The sequence below is a fragment of the Arthrobacter sp. SLBN-53 genome (assembly GCF_006715585.1).
GTDB lineage: Bacteria > Actinomycetota > Actinomycetes > Mycobacteriales > Mycobacteriaceae > Mycobacterium > Mycobacterium neoaurum_A.
Map to the genome: position 1 here is coordinate 43,237 of NZ_VFNN01000001.1, position 20,123 is coordinate 63,359.

A 20,123-nucleotide genomic window follows, 5' to 3' on the forward strand; every position below is an offset into this window, starting at 1 on the left:
TCTATCGGGGCTTGGGTGTCAACGGGCGGGGCTGCGATCCGCACTGGATGCCGCGAGCACGGCGGGGGCGACCCACCGGTGCAGGAATCCGCGAAGCTCGGCGCCGCGCCGGCTCTGGCCCTCGGGATCAAGGATGAACGACTGCAGTACGCGCAGCATGAACTCGATGAGTTCGTCGAAGCTGGCTGCGGTGAAACCCGAAGCGGCCCAGTCGACGTCGAAACGCTCCAGGATCGACCGCCCGAACGCGATCGCCACATCGGCGGTGACGCCCACGGCGAACGCGCTGGCCCGCCCGGGATGCATGACCAGCCCGAGGTACCGATCGTGGGGTAGTTGTTCGAGGGTGTAGGCGATGCCCTCCACGACCGCGACGGTCGGGTCGTCGATCGCGTGCAGATCCGCGGCGAGGCGGTCGAGGAAACCGCCGACGGAGACCAACGCGGTCGCCTGCAGCAGCGAATCCTGGGTCGCGAAATAGCGGTAGACCGTCTGGCGTGTGATTCCCAGGGCAGTCGCGACATCGGAGATGGTGACCGACCCGCGCTCGTCGATGCAGGCGCGGGCGGCGTCGATGATCCGGCGTGCGGCCTCGTCGTCGTCGGCGGGGATGTCACCGCCCCATCCGTGTCTGCGCATGCAGGCATCGTGCCATCCCGACGCGCACAGGAAAGAGCTTCATCGTTGAATCAGAAGTGGAATCAGAAGTGGATCCAGACCATACAAATGATCTCTAATGTATGTTCTGATCTCATGGCCGCATCGAACGGAACGCCGGTGAGCAACCGGGACGAGGAACTGACCCGCCGCGCCCTCGCGCACGCCATCGGCAAGACCACCGATATGGCCGAGCGTGAGCTGCGGGTGCCGCTGCACTACTACCGCGACCCCAAGGTCACCGAGGTCGAGGAGTCTCAGATCTTGCGCAGGGTGCCGCTGGCCATCGTGCCGAGCGCGCAGATCGCAGGCGTCAACGACTATGTCGTGCGGTCCGTGCTCGGCGATTCGCTGCTGGTCACCCGCGACCGGCGCGGCCGCAGCCACGTCTTCCTCAACTACTGCAGGCACCGCGGGGCGATGCCGGCATGCGGGTCGGGCAACGCGTCCCGTTTCGTCTGCCCGTACCACGCCTGGAGCTACCGCAACACCGGCGAACTGTTCGTCGTCCCCGGCCAGGCCGGATTCGATTCGATGGACAAGGCCGACTACGGATTGGTCGAACTGCCCAGCCAGGAGCGGCACGGCTTCATCTGGGCCGTGCTGACCGCGGACGCCGATATCGATGTCGACACCCACCTCGGGACGCTCGGCCCCGAGCTCGAACTGCTGGATTACGCCTCCTACGGCTATCACGGCGAGAAGGAATTCCAATCCCAGGTGTCCTGGAAGGGCGCGCTGGAGGCGTTCGCCGAGGGGTATCACTTCCCGTTCGTGCACGGCGAGAGCGTCATCGGCCAGAACACACTGGCCAACACCGGTGTCTACGACGAGTTCGGTAGGCATCATCGAATCGGCTTCCCGTTCAAATGGATTCGCAACCTCGCCGACGACCCGTCGGGGTCGTGGGATCCGCACATGAACATGGGGGTGATCTACTGGATCTATCCGAACCTGATCCTGGCCAACAGCCCGGTCGGCGTCGAGATCATCGATATGCTGCCCGCCGGTGAACCGACCCGGTGCACCGTGCGGCACAGCTGGATGAGTCGGGTGCCCGCCGAGAACGACGAGATGCGCGCCGCCTACGACCTGATCTTCGAGGGCGTGCACGCGGCCGTGCGGGACGAGGATTTCGTCATGCTCCCGCAGTGCGGTGAGGGTGTTCGCCGCGGACAGCACGATCACATGATCATCGGCCGCAACGAGATCGGTGTGCAGCACATGATCACGGTGTTCGCCGCCGAGCTGGGCATCGCTTTGACCTGATCGCCTTGACCTGACCGGGCCTTGACCTGATCGCCTTGACCTGACCGGACAGTGGCGATCCAGGAACCCGCATGGCACCCCATACGTTGACCGGACATGGCAATGCGGATGTTCCTGATCTACGTCCTGGTCGAACTGGCCGTGGTGGTCGGGCTGGTCTCCGCCATCGGGTTCGGCTGGACGGTGCTGGCGATCATGGTCACCTTCGTGGTCGGCCTGGTGCTGGCCGGCTCCCAGGTCGCCCGCCACCTCGCCCGACTGCAATCCGCGCTGAACTCGCGGTCGGCCTCGGGTGCGCTGGCCACCGACAGCGCACTGGTGGCCCTCGGGGCGGTGCTGGTCGTGATCCCCGGCCTGGCCAGCTCGCTGCTCGGCGCGTTGCTGTTGCTGCCGCCGACCCGCCGCATCGCCCGACCGGTCGCCATCGGGCTTGTCGGTCGCAAGCTCGCCGCGACCCCGGTCGTGACGGTCTACCCGGGCGGTTTCGGCCGCGGGCAGCGGCCCGCTCCCGACTACGTCGAGGGCGAGGTCATCGATGTCGTCGACGTCGACGGATCGCCGTCGATGCGGCCCGATCCGACCGCACTGGAGCATCGGGTCATCCGTAACGATTAACGTGTCACCTTCGTGACGACACTGTTGATCAACGGCCGGGTGCACAGTCCCGCCGCACCCGACGCCACCGCGATCGCCTTCGGTGACGGACCGGACGGTGCGGTGATGTGGCTGGGCGCCGACGACACCGCGCGTGCGGAGTTCCCCGACGCCGAGGTGGTCGATCTGGAGGGCGCCTTCGTCGCCCCGGCCTTCGTCGACAGTCACGTGCACCTGACCGCGACCGGCCTCAGTCTGACCGGGCTGGATCTGAGGCAGGCCACCTCGCGGGCACACTGCCTGTCCCTGCTCGCCGAACACGCCGCCGCGCATCCCGACGGCATCATCTGGGGTTCCGGCTGGGACGAATCGGCCTGGCCCGATCGCACGCCACCGAGCACCGACGAGATCGACGGCATCGTCGGTAACCGGCCCGCCTACCTCAGCCGTGTCGACGTGCACTCCGCGGTGACCTCCAGCGCGCTGCGGTCCGCCGCCACCGACCTCGGTTCGGCCGCGGGCTTCGATCCACAGCGTCCGCTGACCGCCGCCGCCCACCACCTCGTCCGAGCCGCCGCGCGTCAGATGCTGACACCCCGGCAACGGCGCGACGCCCAGCACGCCGCGCTCGACGCGGCCGCCGCGCGCGGCATCGCCGCCGTCCACGAGTGTGGTGGCCCCGATATCGGCGGCCGCGAGGACTGGGATTCGGTGCGCTCACTCGAGCACGGCGTACAGATCACCGGCTACTGGGGTGAGGCGGTGGACAGTGCGGCCGCCGCCCGCGAGCTGATGGCGTCCACCGGCGCCGCGGGGTTGGCGGGCGACCTGTTCGTCGACGGCGCGCTGGGATCGCGCACGGCATGGCTGCACCAGCCCTACACCGATGCCGGTCATACCTGCGGCAATCGCTACCTCGACAGCGACCAGATCGCAGCCCACCTGCATGCCTGCACCGAGGCCGGCATCCCGGCGGGGTTCCACGTCATCGGTGACGCGGCGGTGAGCGCGGTCACCGCCGCGGTGCGGCAGACCGCCGAGCGGTTCGGCGGTCCCGCCGTGGCCCGCTGCGGCCATCGGCTCGAGCATCTGGAGATGGTCACCGCCGAGCAGGCAGCCGACCTCGGGCGCTGGGGGGTGATCGCCAGTGTCCAGCCCGCCTTCGATGCGCTCTGGGGTGGTCCCGAGGGCATGTACGCGCAGCGCCTCGGCGCCGAACGCGCGGCGTTGCTGAATCCGTTCGCGCTGTTAGCATCCCAAGGCGTGCCCCTCGCCTTCGGCTCCGACAGTCCGGTGACTGGCCTGGATCCGTGGGAGACCGTCCGCGCGGCGGTCCGGCACCGCACGCCGGGCAGCGGAATCTCCGCCCGCGCGGCGTTCTCGGCGGCCACCCGCGGAGCATGGCGGGCCGGGGGAGCACGCGACGGTGTCACCGGAACACTGGTTCCGGGTGCCCCCGCCAGCTACGCCATCTGGGAGACGGGCCCACTGGAGATCAGCACCCCCGCCAACGATGCCGCCGCTCGGTGGTCGACCGATCCACGTTCCCGGGTGCCCGCGCTGCCGAATCTGGACGGAGCGCTGCCCCGCTGCCTGCGGACGGTGCATCGAGGCGCGGTGCTGCATGGGTGACGGCGCGCCCGGCCGGTTCGCGCGCTACGCCCACACCGTGCGGCAAGCGCTGACCGCGCGCTGGGCCCGATTGCTGGTATCGGTCGCCGGCGGTGTGTTGCTGTACCTGAGTTTTCCGCCCTTCGGCTGGTGGTGGACCGCGTTCCCGGCGCTGGCACTGCTCGGTTGGGTACTGACCCGAGCCCAGACGACGCGCGCCGGCGGATTCGGCTACGGGCTGTTGTTCGGACTGGCGTTCGCCCTGCCGTTGCTTCCGTGGATAGGGCTTTTCGTCGGTACCGGGCCGTGGCTGGCGCTGGCGCTGTTGGAGGCACTGTTCCCGGCGCTGTTCGGTCTGCTCGCGGTGCTGGTGCGGGGACTGCCCGGTTGGCCGGTGTGGTTCGCCGCGGAGTGGGCCGTCGGGGAGTGGCTCAAATCGACGGTGCCCTTCGGCGGGTTCCCGTGGGGTGTTGTCGGTTTCGGGCAGACCGATGGCCCGTTGCTGCCGCTCGCGCAGGTGGGCGGGGCGCCACTGGTGTCGGTGGCCACCGCGCTCGTGGGGTTCAGCCTCACGGCGCTGACGCTGGAGATCGTGCTCTGGTGGCGTCACAGCCATCCGAACCGCCCCCGGCGCGCCGGGGGCGTCGATGCGGCCCGCCCGGAAGCGGTGCTGCCCGGCATGTGCATCTGCGTGGTGCTGCTGGCCACCGCGCTGGTCTGGCCATCGGTCCGGCAATCCGGTGTCGGCGCGGGTGATCACCCCGCGGTGACAGTGGCCGCGATCCAGGGCAACGTGCCGCGTCTCGGCCTGGACTTCAACGCCCAGCGACGCGCGGTACTGGACAATCACGTGGCCCAGACACTGCGGCTGGCCGATGAGGTGCGTGCCGGCCGGGCACCCCAGCCCATGGTCGTCATCTGGCCGGAGAACTCCTCGGATATCGACCCGCTGCGCAACACCGACGCCTCGGCGGCGATCTCGGAGGCCGCCCGTGCGATCGGGGCCCCGATCCTGGTCGGCACCGTCCTGGCCGCGCCCGATTACACGCCCACCCAGCCGGTGACCACCAACTCGGTACTGGTCTGGGATCAGGACAACGGGCCGCAGGACCGCCACGACAAGCGCATCGTGCAACCCTTCGGTGAGTACCTGCCCTGGCGCGGCTTCTTCCGAAAGTTCTCGTCCTATGCCGACCGCGCCGGCTATTTCGTCCCCGGCACCGACAACGGTGTCGTGCAGGCGGCCGGAATACCGATCGGTGTCGCCACCTGCTGGGAGGTGATCTTCGACCGAGCGGTCCGCGAATCCGTCCTCGGCGGCGCGCAGTTCCTCGCGGTGCCGAGCAACAACGCGACCTTCGACGAGACCATGAGCCGCCAACAATTGGCATTCGCCCGCCTGCGGGCTGTCGAACACGACCGCTATGTGGTCGTCGCGGGAACCACCGGTATCAGTGCCGTGATAGCACCCGACGGCCAGGTGGTGGCACGCACGGAGTGGTTCGAACCCGCGTATCTGGATTCCGTGGTGAAGCTGCGGTCCGATATCACCTTCGCCACCCGCTGGGGTCCGGTGGTGCAGGCGGTGCTGGTGGGCATCGGCCTGGCCGCTGTGCTCGCCGCGATGCTGCATAATCGGAGATTCGCAAGCGGGAGACAGCCCGCTGCCGGCAACACCGGAGACCGACGGCGGGAGGCCGACGTCGACGCGTCCGGGCAGGTGCGGGAGCAATCCGCCCAGAGCAGTGAGGATGAGACGAGAGCATGAGCACGACCGATAACCAGGAGCAGGACTCCGGCTATCCCGCTTCTCCCAGTCGGCGGACGCTGGTGATCATCCCCACCTACAACGAGCGCGAGAACCTGCCGCTGATCGCGGCGAGGGTGCGCGCCGCCACACCGCACGTCCACATCCTCGTCGTCGATGACGGCAGCCCCGACGGCACCGGCCAGCTCGCCGACGAACTGGCCCTGGCCGATCCGGATCGGGTGCACGTGATGCACCGCGTCAGCAAGGACGGACTCGGTGCGGCCTACCTTGCGGGATTCGCCTGGGGCCTCGGCCGTGGATACTCGGTCCTTGTCGAGATGGACGCCGACGGCAGCCACGCACCGGAAGAACTCGGCACGCTGCTGGACGCGGTGGACGCCGGCGCGGACCTGGTTATCGGTTCGCGCTACGTGCCCGGCGGCGCCATCCGCAACTGGCCGCGGCGGCGGTTCGTGCTGTCCAAGACCGCCAACACCTATGCCAGGGTGCTGCTCGGGGTGAACATCAACGACATCACCGCCGGCTACCGCGCCTACCGCCGTGAGGTACTGGAGAAGATCGACCTCTCGGCCGTCGACTCCAAGGGCTACTGCTTCCAGATCGATCTGAGCTGGCGCGCCATCAACGCAGGATTCAAGGTCGTCGAGGTCCCGATCACGTTTACCGAGCGCGAGCTCGGGGTGTCGAAGATGAGCGGATCCAATATCCGCGAGGCGATGGTCAAGGTGGCCGAATGGGGTCTGCGCGGGCGGATCGACCGGGCCCGCGGTGTCACCAGCAAGCCGGCACAGCTTTAGCGGACCGGCGCAGCTCTAGCGGGCCGGCGCAGCTCTAGGGGACTGCGCCGGCCGCGGTGGCTGTCAGCCGCGACGCTTGGTCTTGATGATGTCGAGGCGCTCCTTGAGCAGTTCCTCGAGTTCTTCTACCGAACGGCGCTCCAGCAGCATGTCCCAGTGCGTACGGGGCGGCTTGACCTTCTTGGGCTCCGGAACGTCACCGTCGATCAGGGTGCCTTCCATGCCGTTCTTGCACGGCCAGGTGCCAGGGATCTCCGCGTCATCGGCGAACGGAACCTCGAATTCCTCGCCGTTGTCGGTGCGGTAGCGCGCGACCTGACGCGGTGCCAGGTCGTGGTTGCGATCGGTTTCGTAGCTCACGGCACCGAGGCGGCTGCCCCGCAGGACTCGATCAGCCATCGTCAACTCTCCTTAGACACGCGCAATTGTTCCGCAGGATCAACGCAGCAGATACCCGTTAGGTTCCCCCGCGTCCTCCGACTCGACTGATCAGGATACGGCAGATACTGCGATCACCCGGCCAGGCCGTCTACAGTCGCCCCCGTGACTTCAGCTACGCCGGGCAGTTCGGCCACCCGCAGGCGGGCGCGGCCCCAACCGTGCCGCTGGTGTGGCCGTGAGGTGCCCGACGCCGGGATGGGCCGCCGCCGCCAGTACTGCAGGCAATCCTGTCGCCAGCGGGCCTATGAACAACGCGCGCAGGTCAAGGGCACCTCGGTGGCTCCGGACGCGGTGGTGCTGTCGGCAGAGGAAGCGGCCGATCTGTCCGACCGGCTCTACCAACTGCGATGTGCCGCCGAAGATGTCACCACCGCGGTCGAGGAGGGTGCCACGGCCGCCGAGCTGCTGGCGCTGTGCCAGGACCTGCTCGGGGCGGCGAAGGCCGCCGACGGCTGGCGCTGATCGGTCAGCAGGACAACCGGATACCGATGCCCGGCGGCGGGCGATCCTCGGCAAGGCAACCGAACCCGGTGATGCCATCGGCGGCCATCCGCACCGCCGAACGCTGGGCGTAGTTCACGCACACCAGCGCGGCGGTGTCGGCGCGACACCGCATGTCGCCGAACGTCAACGATTCCCCGACGGGTAGGGCGGCACCCGCGCCGTCCCGGAATGGACCGGGGTCGCCGCGAACCGACCCGATCTCCACCGCCGAGCCGTCGAAGTCGACCCAATCGCCCCGCCACACCGTGATCGCATCGGGTGGTCGCGGCGGCGGATCGTCGAGGTCGACGAGGCACGCCAGGGCCCCGGCTCGATACCCGGAGGTGCTGACGCAGTTGGTGACCGCTGTGGTGAACGCCACCCCGTCGACGGCCGCGGTGACCCCGGCACGGGCCATCGTGGCGTACCGGTCGGCGGGTGCGGCGGTACCCGCTTCGACCCAGCCGATGACCTCGGTGAGGTCGGCCCCGGCCGGAGGAACACCCAGCTTCCTCGACGTGCTGGTCGTCGGCGCGGTCGAGCCGGTGGTCGTCGTCGATGAGGTGGTTCGCGGCGAGGATTGGGCGGATCCTGTGGTCTTCGGTGCGACGGTCAGTGGGGTCCGGCCGGTATCCACGCCGTGACCCGCCGAACACCCCGCCACCAGCACAGATGTCGCCGCCACCAACATCCATCGCATGCGGTCAGGGTAGCTGGCGGCGTGCCGGGGGCCCGCAAGACACGGAATGGACCCGGTTTTTCGATAACGTCGGCATCATGCACCAGCAGACGATCCGGGCCCGCATCAGCACGGGCACCGTCGAAGGCTTCACCAAAGACGGTGTGCACCGCTGGCGGTCCATCCCATATGCGAAGGCCCCGGTGGGCCCGTTGCGATTCCGGGCGCCCGTACCTGCCGACCCCTGGCCAGGGGTGCGGTACTGCCACGGGTTCACCTACTGCGCGCCGCAACAGAAGATGTACACCCTGCTCGGCGTTGGTAAGTACCAGCCGATGAGCGAGGATTGCCTGACGCTGAACGTGGTGGCACCCGAGCATCCGGACAGCGACGAACCGCTGCCGGTGATGTTCTTCATCCACGGCGGCGGTTACATCCTGGGCAGCTCGGCCACACCGATCTACGACGGTGTCGCGCTGGCCAAGCGAGGCTGCGTGTACGTGTCGGTGAACTACCGGCTCGGCCCGCTGGGGTGTCTGGATCTCTCGTCGCTGTCCACCCCGGAACATCCCATCGACGACAATCTCTTCCTGCGCGATCTGGTGCTGGCGCTGCAGTGGGTCCGGGACAACGCCGCGGTGTTCGGCGGCGATCCGGACAACGTGACGATCTTCGGTGAGAGCGCCGGGGCGCACGCCGTCGCAACGCTGATGGCCACACCGGCGGCCGCGGGCCTTTTCCGTCAGGCCATCGCCGAGAGCCCCGCCAGTGGCATGGCGGGCAGTGCCGAGGTGGCTGCGGCGTTCGCCGACGATTACGCGGCCCTGCTCGGTGTACGCCCGTCCGAGGGGGCGGCCGCGGTGATGGCGGCCAAGCCGGCACAGCTGATCGACGCCATGGACCGGTTGATGGTCGACGGGATGAAGGCCATGCGCGGCGCGTTCCCGGTGGGGCCGACGCACGGCACGAAGATGCTTCCGAAGGACCCGGTGGTGGCGATGCGCGACGGTGACGCGCATCAGGTGCCGCTCATCGTGGGTACCAATGCCGACGAGGGCAAGCTGTTCACCCGCTTCCTGCAATTGCTGCCGACCACCGCGCCGGCGATCGAGATGTTGCTCGCCGACAGCGATATCGAGGTCCGCGAGCGGATCACCAGTGCTTATCCCGGTTATCCGAGCCCCTCGGCGTGTGTGCGCTTGGGCGGGGACTTCGCGTTCGGGACCGCGGCCTGGCAGATCGCCGAGGCGCACGGTGCACACTGCCCGACCTACGTCTATCGCTACGACTACGCACCCCGTACCTTTCGGTGGTCCGGTCTCGGAGCGACACATGCCACCGAGCTGTTCGCCGTATTCGACATCTACCGAACGCGTTTCGGGTCGCTGCTGACAGCGGCCGGGGACCGCGCGTCGGCCGCCCGGGTGAGCAGGGATGTCCAGCGGCGATGGGGGGAGTTCAGCCGCTCCGGTAGACCCGGTGAGGGCTGGCCGCGCTATGACGAGGACATGCGGGCCGTTCTGGTGTTCGACCGGCAGACCAGGCTCGAGTACGACCCGCACTCCGGCCGCCGCCAGGCGTGGGAGGGTTTCACACTCGCCGCTCAATAGCGATTGGCGACAACTGCGTGCGCGGCGGCGCCGGGTGTGATTGCGTGTGCCGATGACACATCCGCTTGACCCGCTGGGCCACGACGAATTCAATGCTGTCGCCGCGATCTTGGGGCGCGTTCACGGTGTCGGGGAGGGCTGGCGATTCGCGTCGATCGAGCTGGTCGAACCCGACAAGGCCGAGCTGCGCGATTTCGAAGCCGGGGGAGCGCGACCCGCGCGGCGTGCGCAGGCGGTGTGCCTGAACCGGGCCGCCAACAGCACGCATCGGGCCGTCGTCGCACTCGATGAGGGCCGGGTGGAATCCTTCGACCTCGTTCCCGGCGTGCAGCCGAACTTCACCGTCGACGAGTTCAACGAATGCGACGAGCTGCTGCGCACCAACCCCGATCTGCTCGCGGCGCTGGCCCGCCGGGGCATCCACGACGTCGACCTGGTGTTCTTCGATACCTGGACCTACGGGGAGGCCGTCGCCCCTGCGGAATTCGCAGACCGCCGGCTGGGCTGGTCGGACACCTGGCTCAAGGACGGGCCAGGCATGAACCCGTATGCCCACCTGATCAGCGGTCTGCACTGCGTGATCGACGTCAACGCGATGGAGGTGCTGCGCGTCGAGGACGGCGAGCACATCGAGATCCCGCCGGTGATGGGTGAGTACGCGCCGCGGCACATCCCGGAACGACTTCGCGCAGCACAGCACCGGGAGCCGTTGGCGCCCTTGCACATCACCCAGCCCGACGGACCGTCCTTCAGCCTGGACGGAAACCTGTTGAGGTGGCAGAACTGGTCACTGCGCGTCGGTTTCAACTATCGCGAGGGCATGGTGCTGCACTCGGTGCGCTACCGCGACGGGGACCGCGAACGTTCGGTGGCCCACCGGTTGTCCTTTGCCGAGATGGTGGTTCCCTACCGGGACCCCTCGGCCGATCACTACCGGCGCACGGCATTCGACATCGGCGAGTGGGGGCTGGGTTTCATGACCACCTCGCTGACGCTGGGCTGCGACTGCCTCGGCGAGATCAGATATCTGGACGCGGTCCTGCACAACAGCAAGGGCGAGCCGTACACCATCGACAACGCCATCTGCATCCACGAGGAAGACAATGCGGTGCTGTGGAAGCACGTCGACCACCACGCCGGTGCCGAGGTACGCCGCATGCGCCGGCTGACGGTCTCGTTCCACGTCACCGTCGCCAACTACGAATACCTCGTGTATTGGCGGCTGTATCAGGACGGCAACATCGAATGTGAGGTGCGTGCCACCGGCATCATGGTGACCACGCCGTTGCCCGCCGGCGCGGCCAGCCCCAACGGCACCCTCGTCGACGAGCGCACCTATGCGCCGTTCCACCAGCATTTCCTGGTGGCGCGGCTGGACCTGGACGTCGACGGACCCGACAACACGGTCTACATGTCCGAGTCCTTTGCCGAACCCATCGGTCCGGACAACCCGCACGGGTTGTCGCTGGTGACCCGAAATGTCGCGTTGCGCACCGAGGAGGAAGGCAAGCAGGACGTCGACTTCGGCACCCAGCGCGGCTGGAAGGTCGTCAACACCAATGTCCGCAATGGGCTGGGCACCCATCCTTCGTACAAGCTGGTGCCGACCGGGGCGATACCGGCGATGTTCGACCCGTCGGCTCCGGTGTTGCAGCGGGCCAATGTCATCGGGCACGCATTGTGGGTGACACCCAACCGGGCCGACGAGCGGTGGCCGGCAGGTGAATTCGTCAATCAGTCGGCAATGGACACCGGCCTGGGTGAATGGACCAAGGCGAACCGATCGATCGAGAACACCGATGTGGTGCTGTGGTACGTCTTCGGTATCCACCACATCACCCGGCCGGAGGACTGGCCGGTCATGCCGGTGGACGTCGTGTCGTTCTGGCTGAAGCCGTTCGGTTTCTTCGATCGCAACCCGGCTTTGGATGTGCCCCCGACACCGGCCGAATGCCATCAGAGTTGACACCTGTCATATGTGATCGGGGCCACTGCTAGGTTCAGCTGTGTGCAGAGTCAACTCATCGAGCGCCCGACCGATCTGACCGACGAATGGCTCACCGACGCCCTCGGCGTCGGCACCGTGACCGGACACGAATTCGAGCGCATCGGCACCGGACAGATGAGCGAGTGCTACCGCGTCACGCTGCGCTACGCCGACGGTGTGCGGGGGCCGGCCAGCGTGATACTCAAGGTCGCCGCGGCGGACCCGAACAGCAGGCAGACCGGGCTGGCGCTCGGCCTCTACGAGCGTGAGGTGCGGTTCTACGCGGAGATCGCGCCGGGTCTGATAGGGGATGGGACCGGCCCGTTCGCGCCGTGTCACCACCATGCCTACGACGCCGAAACCGGTGCCTTCGACCTGCTGTTGGGCGACGCGTCCCCGGCGACGGTGGGCGACGAGATCCGGGGCGCAACAGTCGAGCAGGCGATGCTGGCGCTCTCCGAGCTGGGCCGCGTGCACGGCCCGCTGCTCGGTGATGACGGCCTGGCCGGTGCCGAATGGCTCCACCGAGATGCCCCGGTGACGCAGGCGCTGCTGGCCACGCTGTGGGCAGGATTCGCCGAACGGTTCGCCGATCGCATCGACCCGCAGCACCGGATGGTGTGTGAACGTCTGGTCGCCGCCTTCGACGGTTACCTCGCCGACGAGGCATCCACGCTGCAGGGTTTGGTGCACGGCGACTATCGGCTGGACAACATGCTCTTCGGCGGACCGGGTTCCGAGCGTCCGCTGACGGTGGTGGACTGGCAGACCGTCACCAGGGGACCGACGCAGACCGATGTGGCCTACTTCCTGGGTTGCGCACTGCCCAATGATCGACGCCGCGCCCACTACGACGAGCTGCTGCGCGCCTATCACGAGGCGTTGGGCACCGAATCTGCGTTGTCGCTCGACGATGTCCGCGCCGGCGTCCGGCGGTCCAGTTTCTTCGGGGTGATGATGGCCATCGTCTCCTCGATGCTCGTCGAGCGCACCGAGCGCGGTGACGAGATGTTCATGACGATGCTCGACCGGCACTGCACCCATGTGCTGGACACCGGCGCGCTGGACCTGCTTCCCAGCGCAGAGCCGGCCGAACCGCTGCGCCCCGAGCCGGCCGACGAAGGGCCGCACCCACCTTCAGAGGATGCCCTGTGGAGCGAGAGCTGGTACTTCGATTTCGTCGATGCCGCACAGGGATTGGGTGGCTGGGTGCGGTTGGGCCTGATACCCAATCAGCAGACGGCCTGGATTCAGGCGTTCCTGTGCGGACCGGGCCTGCCCACCATCGTGATCGATGACCAGGCTGCCGCCCTGCCCGCCGATCCCGGTGCCGTGCACACCGATCAGGTGACGCTGGAGCTCTCGGCGACCGTGCCGCTGCAGACCTATCGGCTCACCCTGCAAGGACGTGCGCAGGCCTACGACGACCCGGCGGTGCTGTTGCAACCCGGGCACGGTCCCGGGCGTGCGGTGGACATCGCATTCGATCTCGAGTTCACGTCGCTCAGCACGCCCTACCGGTACCGGATCACCCCCCGGTACGAGATCGCCTGCGCGGTATCGGGTTCGGTGTCCGCCGACGGTCGAATCCATGATCTGACCGGTGTGCCCGGCCAGCGGGATCACTCCTGGGGCGTACGGGATTGGTGGACGATGGACTGGGTGTGGAGTGCGGTGCATCTCGACGACGGCACCCACATTCACGGGCTGGATCTGCGGGTGCCCGGCATGGGACCGATCGGCATCGGCTACGTCCAGCGCGAAGGCGAGCCGTTGATCGAGCTCGGCGGTGTGGTCGCCACCGAGGAGTTCGGCGCGGACGATCTGCCGATCTCGACCACCCTGACGCTGTCGCCGACAGGAATCGAGGCGGCGGCCACGATCGTGGGGCAGGCACCGGTGCTGTTGACCGCCGCCGACGGCCGGATCAGCAGGTTCCCGCGAGCCTGGGCGACGGTGCGGACGGCCGATGGCCGCAGCGGCGTCGGCTGGTTGGAGTGGAACCGCAACTGAACCCGGCGAGCGTGCGTGTGTGCGGGGGACACGCCGACGGGCTACCGCATTTCGCGCACGCTCACGGCAGGGTAGTGGCCGTGTTGGTGCTCAAATCGATGGTGTTGTTCGTCCTCGCCGCGGTCCTGGAGATCGGTGGCGCGTGGTTGGTGTGGCAGGGAGTGCGCGAGCATCGCGGCTGGCTGTTCGTCGGCGCGGGGGTGATCGCGCTGGGCGCATACGGTTTTGTCGCGGCGTTCCAACCTGACGCCAACTTCGGGCGGGTACTGGCGGCCTACGGCGGGGTGTTCGTCGCGGGATCGTTGGTGTGGGGCATGGTCGCCGACGGTTTCCGGCCGGATCGCTGGGACATCTCGGGCGCGCTGGTATGCCTGGTCGGGGTCGGCCTGATCATGTACGCGCCGCGCTGACCGATCCGGATCAGTAGGCGTCGTTGTCCAGATCGGCGCGGTCGAGTCCCATCGGCGTCGCGGCGGGGACATCGCCGCCGTCGATCACCAGCCTGGTCAACGGGGTCAGCGCGCGAAACAGCGTGCCGAGGTCGGTCTCGCCGAGGACGTCGAAGGCCGGCAGCGCCAACCGGTCGGTGGCGTCCTCGATCTCGGCCTTGAGATCACGTCCGGCGTCCGTGAGCGCGCCGGTACCGTCAAGCAGACCGCGCGCGGCGAGCCGGTCGATCTGCTCCTGCCAGAGTGCCTCGTCGTAATCGCGGCTGCGTTTGATCATCTCGGCCGGAACCCGGCCCGCCGCCGCGTGCAGCACGTTGGATTCACGGCCGCTGATGCCGAGAACCTGGAGCACTGCAACGTGTCCGTCCCCGCGGTGTTCCCGCAGCAAGGTCGCGGCGTGCCACAACTGGGCCAGCGGTTCCTCCGGCCAGGGCAGTGCCAGGTTCGCCGCGAACAACGGCCGGCCGCCCGGAGTGGCGCTGCGCGCCGCGGCGCCCAGCAGCTCTGCCGCGGTGTCGATCCCTTCTGCCAGGCCATACCTGCGCAGGGCCGCGACCGCGGCGTTCTCCCGGGCGGCCAGGACCGTGTGCGGTGCCGCGATCTCCCAGGCTGCCGGCAGGGCCTTGGCCACCCGGTGTGCGGCGAAGTTGTAGAAGACCGCGGTGACGACCTCGGGGGACACCGGTCCCAACGGGGCGGAGCGGGCGGCGAAGTAACCGCTCCAGAATCCGCGGAAACCGAGACCGTCGAGGGCGGCGCGGGCCTCCGGTGCGAAGTAGGTGACGGCGTGCACGGGTTCGAGACGGTCGAACAGTCGGCGGGCGACGGTCGTGGATCTGCTCACCCTTGAGAGTCAATCACCTCACCGGATCGTCGGCGACGGCCGCACTGGCCTCGTCGATGATGGCGCGCATGGCGCGTTCGGCGCCGTCGGCGTCGCGCAGTCGGATGGCGCGAGCGACCTCGTCGTGCAGCGCGATCGCTTCGGGCTCGGGTGCCGCGGGCATCATGCCGTGGTGGGTGCGCCCGGTGAGGACCTCGGCGACCACCGCGTTGAGCGCCCGGAACATCTCGTTTCCACTGGCTTCCAGAAGTGTCCGGTGAAACACCTTGTCCGCCTGGAGATATGAATCCAAGTCACCGGACCGGCCGTGCATCACCATGTCCGAGACCGCCGCGGCCATGATGCGGCAGTGGTGTGGATCGGCACGCTGGGCGGCCAGCGCGGCGGCGGCGGGTTCGAAGCCACGACGCAACTCCGACAGCGACACCAGCTGTGCGGCTCGATCGCCGGAGTCCAGCCGCCAGCGGATCAACCTGGGATCGAAGACGTTCCAGTGTTCGGGGGACTGGATGGTGATGCCCACCCGGCGCCGGGAGGCGACCATTCCCATGGACTCGAGCACGCGGACGGCCTCGCGCGCCACGCTGCGAGACACGCCGTGCTCGGCGCTGACCCGTTCGAGGTTTATCACCTGTCCGGCGGGGTATGCGCCCGACACCACAGCGGTGCCGAGCGCGGTCAGCACATTCTCGTGCAAAGCGCTGACTGCGCTGACCTTGGACGAGGCAACCACCGATACATCCTGTCATAGGCCCATCGCGGGACATAAGAACGGATTCTTCTCGTTATCTGCTTGCAATAGTCAGACGATTGATGCACCCTATGTGAGGCCAGACACAGCAAGATCGGTAGGGGACATGACGGCACCAATCGTGGTGATGGGCGTTTCGGGATCGGGTAAATCGACGGTCGGCGCCGCACTCGCGCAGCGCCTGCGGGTGCCCTTCGCCGACGCAGACGATTTCCATCCGCCGGCGAACATCGCCAAGATGACCGCCGGTGAGCCCCTCGACGACACCGACCGCCATCCCTGGCTGGAGGCGCTCGGTGACTGGCTGGAAGAGCGGTGCGGCACCGGCGGGGTGATGAGCTGCTCGGCGCTCAAGCATCGTTACCGCGACCAACTGCGCAACCACTGCCCGAGCGTGCGGTTCTTACACCTCAGTGGCACACCGGAGGTCATCGGAGCCCGACAGGCCAGCAGGCCCGGACACTTCATGCCCGCATCGTTGCTGGCCTCCCAGTTCGACACCCTGGAACCACTCACCGCGGATGAGCGCGGCGAGACCATCGACGTCGGCCAGAGCATCGATTCCATCGTCGACGAGTACATTTCCCGCACCGGACTGGAGGCCTGATGAACACCCTGCTGGCGGACGCACCGAAACTCGTCGAACCCGTCGCCTCCACCCCACACCTGATGCTGGCCTTCCTTGCCGGTATCGCGGTCATCGTCGTGCTCATCACCGTGGTGAAGCTGAACCCGTTCCTGGGCCTGATCTTCGGCGCGGTGACGGTCGGGGCGGTGGCCGGCGAGGAATTCGCCACGGTACTGACCTCGTTCTCCAACGGGTTCGGCAAGACCGCGGCCAGTGTCGGCATCCTCATCGCCCTCGGTGCCATGTTCGCCAAACTGCTCGCCGACTCCGGTGGCGCCGACCAGATCGTCGACACCATCATCGGCCGGTCGTCACCGCGCATGTTGCCATGGGCCATGGCCCTGGTCGGCGCGATCATCGGGCTGCCGATGTTCTTCGAGATCGGCCTGGTGCTGCTGATGCCGGTCATCTACCTGGTGGCCCGCCGGTCCGGGCTATCGCTGATCACCGTCGGAATTCCGGCGCTGGCCGGGCTTTCGGCCATGCACGGATTCGTTCCCCCGCACCCCGGCCCGCTGGCGGCCATCGGCTACCTCGGAGCCGACCTCGGTCTGACCCTGGCCCTCGGTGTCGCCGTGGCCATCCCGACGATCGTCGTCGCGGGCCCGCTGTTCGGCAAGCTCGCCGGCAAATGGGTCGTGGTCGGCGCACCGGACACCTTCGACGCCGACGAATCCGCCGATCGCGATCAGCGTCGTCGGCCGTCCTTCGCGGTAACGCTGTTCAGCGTGCTGTTGCCGGTCGTGTTGATGCTGGGTAAGGCGTTGGTGGACATCTTCATCGCCGACGAGGGCCAGTGGTTCCGGCAGATCTTCGACATCCTCGGTACCCCGCTGATCGCACTGTTGATCGCGGTCATCGTCGGGATGGTGACGCTGGGGCGCGGCGGCGGGATGAGCCGGGCCGAGATCACCAAGTGCGTCGAATCCGGGCTGCCGCCGGTTGCCGGCATCATCCTCATCGTGGCCGCCGGCGGCGGCTTCAAGGAGGTGCTGGTCGACACCGGAATCGGTACCGCCCTGAAGAATCTCGCAGAGGGCACCAACATCTCGGTGGTGCTGCTGGCCTGGGGTCTTGCGGTGGCGATCAGGCTTGCCACCGGATCGGCAACGGTTGCCACGATCACCGCATCGTCGTTGATGATCGGATTGATCGAGGGAATGAGCTCGGGCGAGGTGTCTCTGGTGGTGCTGGCGGTCGGCGCAGGTTCGCTGTTCTTCTCGCACGTCAACGACGCCGGCTTCTGGCTGGTGAAGGAGTACTTCAAACTCAGCGTGGGACAGACCATCAAGTCCTGGTCGATCATGGAGACCGTGCTGTCGGTCTGCGGCTTGGCGGTGGTCTTGATCCTCGACCTGTTCATCTGACCCCGGTACGACGAAAGCGCCGGAATCCGAGTGGATTCGGGCGCTTTCGTCTTGTCAGTTCTTGACGACCTGGGTGCCGCCGGCGAGCTCGTCGTGCTTGCCCTGCTTGGTGGCGCTGCTGTTGATGGTCACCGCGATCACCAGGATCGCTATCACGCCGAGCAGCCCGCCGATCAACGGAATGATCGGTAGCAACGTGAAGGCGTTGCGGATGGCCGATTGCCGCAATGTCGGCTTGCCGCCGTCGCCTGCGCCGTGCACGCTCAGGCCGAGCACCTTCTTGCCCGGCGTCCAGCCCTGGGTCACCTCGAAGACGACGTAATAGATGAATGTCAGCAGCCCGGTGAACAGACCGGTCACCCAGATGCTGTCCAGCGAGTCGGTGACGAAGGCCAGCAGAACCGAGACGATGGCGATCAGGATGCCGTCGATGACCCGCGCGAGCCATCGCGCGAGCAGGCCGCCGGGAACGCGACCGGACGCGGCGTAGTTGGTCGATAGGGGGTCGAATCCTCCTGTGGTCATGTCGGTGAACCTACTCGGTTCCGCCCTCGTGTGTGCCGCGCGCGCACATCCGCCGTGTCTGCGCCCGACCGCCGTACTCCGGCCTCCGGTCAGCGAGCGCAGGCTAGGGTGCGCAGATGGCCACAGCGAGCAGTGATATCTGGGAGGTGCTGTCGACGGCGCGGACGATCCGCAGGTTCACCGACGAACCGGTCGACGACACCACCCTGACCCGGTGCTTGGAGGCCGCCAGCTGGGCTCCGTCGACAGCCAACGCCCAGGCCTGGCGGTTCATCGTGTTGCGCTCGCCCGAGCAGCGGGCGGTGGTGGCCGATGCCGCGCGCCACGTTCTGAAGATGACCGAGCCGGTCTACGGGATGACCCGTCCCACCGACCAAGAGACGGACCTGATCGCCCGCAACAACAGGGCGACCTACGAGTTGCACGACCGTGCTGCGGAATTCACCTCGGTCTTGTTCGCGCAGAAGCGTTTTCCGACCGCATCCGAGGTCCTGCTCGGCGGATCGATCTTTCCGGCCATCCAGAACTTCCTGCTCGCCGCGCGGGCCCAGGGACTGGGTGCCTGTCTGACAAGCTGGGCGTCCTACGGCGGCGAGAAGATCCTGCGTGATGCCGTCGGCGTACCCGACGACTGGATGTTGGGTGGGCACGTCGTGGTGGGTTGGCCGAAAGGCCGTCACGGCAGGTTGCGGCGACGTCCACTCGCGCACGCGGTCAACCTGGACCGCTGGGACGAACCGGCCGACCACGTCCTGGCCACGCGGACGACGCCCTGAGCCGCCCGGTGATCGTCGCAGCCCTCGTGCGACGATGCGAAAGTGACCGAACGACCGTTTCATTTCAGCAGGCGTGACCAAGAGGCCTTCGTGCCCACCAGGTATGCGCAGAGCCACTGGGGTGACGACCACCTCAACGGGCCCGCTCTGGTGGGACTGGCGGCCGGGTGCCTGGAAACCCGGTTCGGTGACCCTGATTTCCTGCCCGCCCGCCTGACGGTGGATCTGTTCAAGGCGGCCCGTGGGGTACCCACCGTCGCCAAGCTGGCCATGGTGCGCGACGGCAGGCGCGTGCGCAATTCCGAGTGCGAGCTGATCCAGGACGGCGTCACGGTGGTACGCGCGACGCTGGTCCAGTACCGGCTGTCCGCACCGCCGCACGGCGAGGAGTGGGTGGGCACGGCCGATTTCGAGATGCCCGTCGTGCGCGACGAGGAACGTGGCATCGGGGTGGGCAGCGATGCGCTGGGATGGACCGGTGCTATCGCCGACCACCAGAACACCTCGCGTAAACGGATGCTGAACAGGCCGATCGACGTCGTCGAGGGCGTGCGCAATTCGCCGTTCGTGCGGGCCGCGATGGTCTCGGAAGGGACGAGCCTGGTCACCAACCTCGGCACCGCTGGTGTCGGCTACATCAACGGTGATCTCACCGTGGCGCTGGCACGGTTACCGCGCGACGAGTGGATCGGGGTCCAGGCAGATTCGCATTGGGCCGCCGACGGAATCGCGGTCGGCACCTCGACGCTTTTCGACAGTCACGGGCCGTTCGGCTCCGGCATGGTCACCGCGATCAGCAACGCCGCGGCCCAGATCGACTTCCGCAATGATCGGTTCCCGGAGCGCACCCGCTGATCGTCGGGCGCCGATC

At 67.7% G+C, this 20,123-nt stretch carries 20 protein-coding genes; 14 read left to right on the plus strand and 6 right to left on the minus strand.

What is annotated here, in order from left to right:
• Positions 1 to 18: 18 nt before the first annotated feature.
• Positions 19 to 639, minus strand: coding sequence for a TetR/AcrR family transcriptional regulator (locus FBY28_RS00220; RefSeq protein ID WP_141863441.1), 621 nt, complete (start codon positions 637 to 639; stop codon positions 19 to 21).
• A gap of 114 nt (positions 640 to 753) precedes the next feature.
• Between FBY28_RS00220 and FBY28_RS00225 the strand changes: the two genes are divergently transcribed.
• The 5 genes from FBY28_RS00225 (at position 754) to FBY28_RS00245 (ending at position 6,699) form a co-directional block, all read left to right on the plus strand.
• Positions 754 to 1,926: an aromatic ring-hydroxylating oxygenase subunit alpha gene (locus FBY28_RS00225; RefSeq protein WP_141863442.1), complete on the plus strand. Its 1,173-nt coding sequence runs from the start codon at positions 754 to 756 to the stop codon at positions 1,924 to 1,926.
• 96 nt (positions 1,927 to 2,022) lie between these two features.
• A complete protein-coding gene (locus FBY28_RS00230; RefSeq protein WP_216847392.1) occupies positions 2,023 to 2,541 on the plus strand; it encodes an FxsA family protein in 519 nt (172 codons plus the stop codon).
• 12 nt (positions 2,542 to 2,553) lie between these two features.
• Entirely contained in the window at positions 2,554 to 4,152 is a 1,599-nt protein-coding gene (locus FBY28_RS00235) for an amidohydrolase (RefSeq protein ID WP_141863443.1), read from the plus strand.
• Entirely contained in the window at positions 4,145 to 5,899 is a 1,755-nt protein-coding gene (gene lnt, locus FBY28_RS00240) for an apolipoprotein N-acyltransferase (RefSeq protein WP_141863444.1), read from the plus strand. Before FBY28_RS00235 ends, lnt begins: the two co-directional genes overlap by 8 nt.
• Positions 5,896 to 6,699, plus strand: coding sequence for a polyprenol monophosphomannose synthase (locus FBY28_RS00245; RefSeq protein ID WP_023985785.1), 804 nt, complete (start codon positions 5,896 to 5,898; stop codon positions 6,697 to 6,699). Before lnt ends, FBY28_RS00245 begins: the two co-directional genes overlap by 4 nt.
• 63 nt (positions 6,700 to 6,762) lie before the next feature.
• Here FBY28_RS00245 and FBY28_RS00250 read toward each other — a convergent pair whose 3' ends face one another.
• On the minus strand, positions 6,763 to 7,098 hold the full coding sequence (locus tag FBY28_RS00250; protein ID WP_030135466.1) for an RNA polymerase-binding protein RbpA: 336 nt from the start codon (positions 7,096 to 7,098) through the stop codon (positions 6,763 to 6,765).
• Positions 7,099 to 7,242: 144 nt separating this feature from the next.
• Between FBY28_RS00250 and FBY28_RS00255 the strand changes: the two genes are divergently transcribed.
• A complete protein-coding gene (locus tag FBY28_RS00255) occupies positions 7,243 to 7,602 on the plus strand; it encodes a hypothetical protein (RefSeq protein WP_045546509.1) in 360 nt (119 codons plus the stop codon).
• Between the two features lie 4 nt (positions 7,603 to 7,606).
• Here FBY28_RS00255 and FBY28_RS00260 read toward each other — a convergent pair whose 3' ends face one another.
• Positions 7,607 to 8,323: a hypothetical protein gene (locus tag FBY28_RS00260; RefSeq protein WP_174241506.1), complete on the minus strand. Its 717-nt coding sequence runs from the start codon at positions 8,321 to 8,323 to the stop codon at positions 7,607 to 7,609.
• Between the two features lie 77 nt (positions 8,324 to 8,400).
• Between FBY28_RS00260 and FBY28_RS00265 the strand changes: the two genes are divergently transcribed.
• From FBY28_RS00265 to FBY28_RS00280, 4 genes are all read left to right on the plus strand, one after another.
• Positions 8,401 to 9,912 (plus strand): carboxylesterase/lipase family protein, encoded by a 1,512-nt coding sequence (locus FBY28_RS00265; protein WP_141863445.1) that lies wholly within the window; start codon positions 8,401 to 8,403, stop codon positions 9,910 to 9,912.
• A 52-nt stretch (positions 9,913 to 9,964) separates the two neighbouring features.
• Positions 9,965 to 11,878 (plus strand): primary-amine oxidase, encoded by a 1,914-nt coding sequence (locus tag FBY28_RS00270; RefSeq protein WP_141863446.1) that lies wholly within the window; start codon positions 9,965 to 9,967, stop codon positions 11,876 to 11,878.
• A 42-nt stretch (positions 11,879 to 11,920) separates the two neighbouring features.
• A complete protein-coding gene (locus FBY28_RS00275) occupies positions 11,921 to 13,912 on the plus strand; it encodes a DUF7064 domain-containing protein (protein ID WP_141863447.1) in 1,992 nt (663 codons plus the stop codon).
• 98 nt (positions 13,913 to 14,010) lie between these two features.
• Positions 14,011 to 14,322, plus strand: a complete 312-nt coding sequence (locus FBY28_RS00280; RefSeq protein ID WP_524912037.1) for a YnfA family protein — start codon at positions 14,011 to 14,013, stop codon at positions 14,320 to 14,322.
• Positions 14,323 to 14,332: 10 nt separating this feature from the next.
• On the opposite strand, the gene FBY28_RS00285 is transcribed toward FBY28_RS00280, so the two are convergent.
• Both FBY28_RS00285 and FBY28_RS00290 read right to left on the minus strand, forming a co-directional pair.
• Positions 14,333 to 15,205, minus strand: coding sequence for an SCO6745 family protein (locus FBY28_RS00285; RefSeq protein ID WP_141863448.1), 873 nt, complete (start codon positions 15,203 to 15,205; stop codon positions 14,333 to 14,335).
• 13 nt (positions 15,206 to 15,218) lie between these two features.
• The gene (locus FBY28_RS00290; RefSeq protein WP_216847394.1) at positions 15,219 to 15,938 is read right to left on the minus strand and encodes a FadR/GntR family transcriptional regulator; all 720 of its coding nucleotides are present in this window, start codon (positions 15,936 to 15,938) and stop codon (positions 15,219 to 15,221) included.
• A gap of 124 nt (positions 15,939 to 16,062) precedes the next feature.
• Here FBY28_RS00290 and FBY28_RS00295 point away from each other — a divergent pair, with 124 nt between their 5' ends.
• Positions 16,063 to 16,563 (plus strand): gluconokinase, encoded by a 501-nt coding sequence (locus FBY28_RS00295; RefSeq protein WP_141863449.1) that lies wholly within the window; start codon positions 16,063 to 16,065, stop codon positions 16,561 to 16,563.
• Positions 16,563 to 17,951 (plus strand): GntP family permease, encoded by a 1,389-nt coding sequence (locus tag FBY28_RS00300; protein WP_141863450.1) that lies wholly within the window; start codon positions 16,563 to 16,565, stop codon positions 17,949 to 17,951. The genes FBY28_RS00295 and FBY28_RS00300 overlap by 1 nt, the downstream gene beginning before the upstream one ends.
• Before the next feature lie 54 nt (positions 17,952 to 18,005).
• Here FBY28_RS00300 and FBY28_RS00305 read toward each other — a convergent pair whose 3' ends face one another.
• A complete protein-coding gene (locus FBY28_RS00305; protein ID WP_141863451.1) occupies positions 18,006 to 18,476 on the minus strand; it encodes an RDD family protein in 471 nt (156 codons plus the stop codon).
• A gap of 116 nt (positions 18,477 to 18,592) precedes the next feature.
• Between FBY28_RS00305 and FBY28_RS00310 the strand changes: the two genes are divergently transcribed.
• Positions 18,593 to 19,252 carry a nitroreductase family protein gene (locus FBY28_RS00310; RefSeq protein WP_141863452.1) on the plus strand — a complete coding sequence of 220 codons (660 nt, stop codon included), beginning with the start codon at positions 18,593 to 18,595 and terminating at the stop codon, positions 19,250 to 19,252.
• A 42-nt stretch (positions 19,253 to 19,294) separates the two neighbouring features.
• Positions 19,295 to 20,107, plus strand: a complete 813-nt coding sequence (locus FBY28_RS00315) for an acyl-CoA thioesterase domain-containing protein (protein WP_141863453.1) — start codon at positions 19,295 to 19,297, stop codon at positions 20,105 to 20,107.
• The last annotated feature ends 16 nt before the right edge of the window (positions 20,108 to 20,123 follow it).

Excerpts from the sequence above, each read along its gene's own strand:
- lnt (WP_141863444.1), top strand. The coding sequence starts at position 4,145 with ATGGGTGACGGCGCGCCCGGCCGGTTCGCGCGCTACGCCCACACCGTG.
- FBY28_RS00250 (WP_030135466.1), bottom strand. The coding sequence starts at position 7,098 with ATGGCTGATCGAGTCCTGCGGGGCAGCCGCCTCGGTGCCGTGAGCTAC.
- FBY28_RS00245 (WP_023985785.1), top strand. The coding sequence starts at position 5,896 with ATGAGCACGACCGATAACCAGGAGCAGGACTCCGGCTATCCCGCTTCT.
- FBY28_RS00225 (WP_141863442.1), top strand. The coding sequence starts at position 754 with ATGGCCGCATCGAACGGAACGCCGGTGAGCAACCGGGACGAGGAACTG.
- FBY28_RS00295 (WP_141863449.1), top strand. The coding sequence starts at position 16,063 with ATGACGGCACCAATCGTGGTGATGGGCGTTTCGGGATCGGGTAAATCG.
- FBY28_RS00270 (WP_141863446.1), top strand. The coding sequence starts at position 9,965 with ATGACACATCCGCTTGACCCGCTGGGCCACGACGAATTCAATGCTGTC.
- FBY28_RS00310 (WP_141863452.1), top strand. The coding sequence starts at position 18,593 with ATGGCCACAGCGAGCAGTGATATCTGGGAGGTGCTGTCGACGGCGCGG.
- FBY28_RS00220 (WP_141863441.1), bottom strand. The coding sequence starts at position 639 with ATGCGCAGACACGGATGGGGCGGTGACATCCCCGCCGACGACGACGAG.
- FBY28_RS00260 (WP_174241506.1), bottom strand. The coding sequence starts at position 8,323 with ATGCGATGGATGTTGGTGGCGGCGACATCTGTGCTGGTGGCGGGGTGT.
- FBY28_RS00300 (WP_141863450.1), top strand. The coding sequence starts at position 16,563 with ATGAACACCCTGCTGGCGGACGCACCGAAACTCGTCGAACCCGTCGCC.
- FBY28_RS00230 (WP_216847392.1), top strand. The coding sequence starts at position 2,023 with ATGGCAATGCGGATGTTCCTGATCTACGTCCTGGTCGAACTGGCCGTG.
- FBY28_RS00280 (WP_524912037.1), top strand. The coding sequence starts at position 14,011 with ATGGTGTTGTTCGTCCTCGCCGCGGTCCTGGAGATCGGTGGCGCGTGG.
- FBY28_RS00265 (WP_141863445.1), top strand. The coding sequence starts at position 8,401 with ATGCACCAGCAGACGATCCGGGCCCGCATCAGCACGGGCACCGTCGAA.
- FBY28_RS00305 (WP_141863451.1), bottom strand. The coding sequence starts at position 18,476 with ATGACCACAGGAGGATTCGACCCCCTATCGACCAACTACGCCGCGTCC.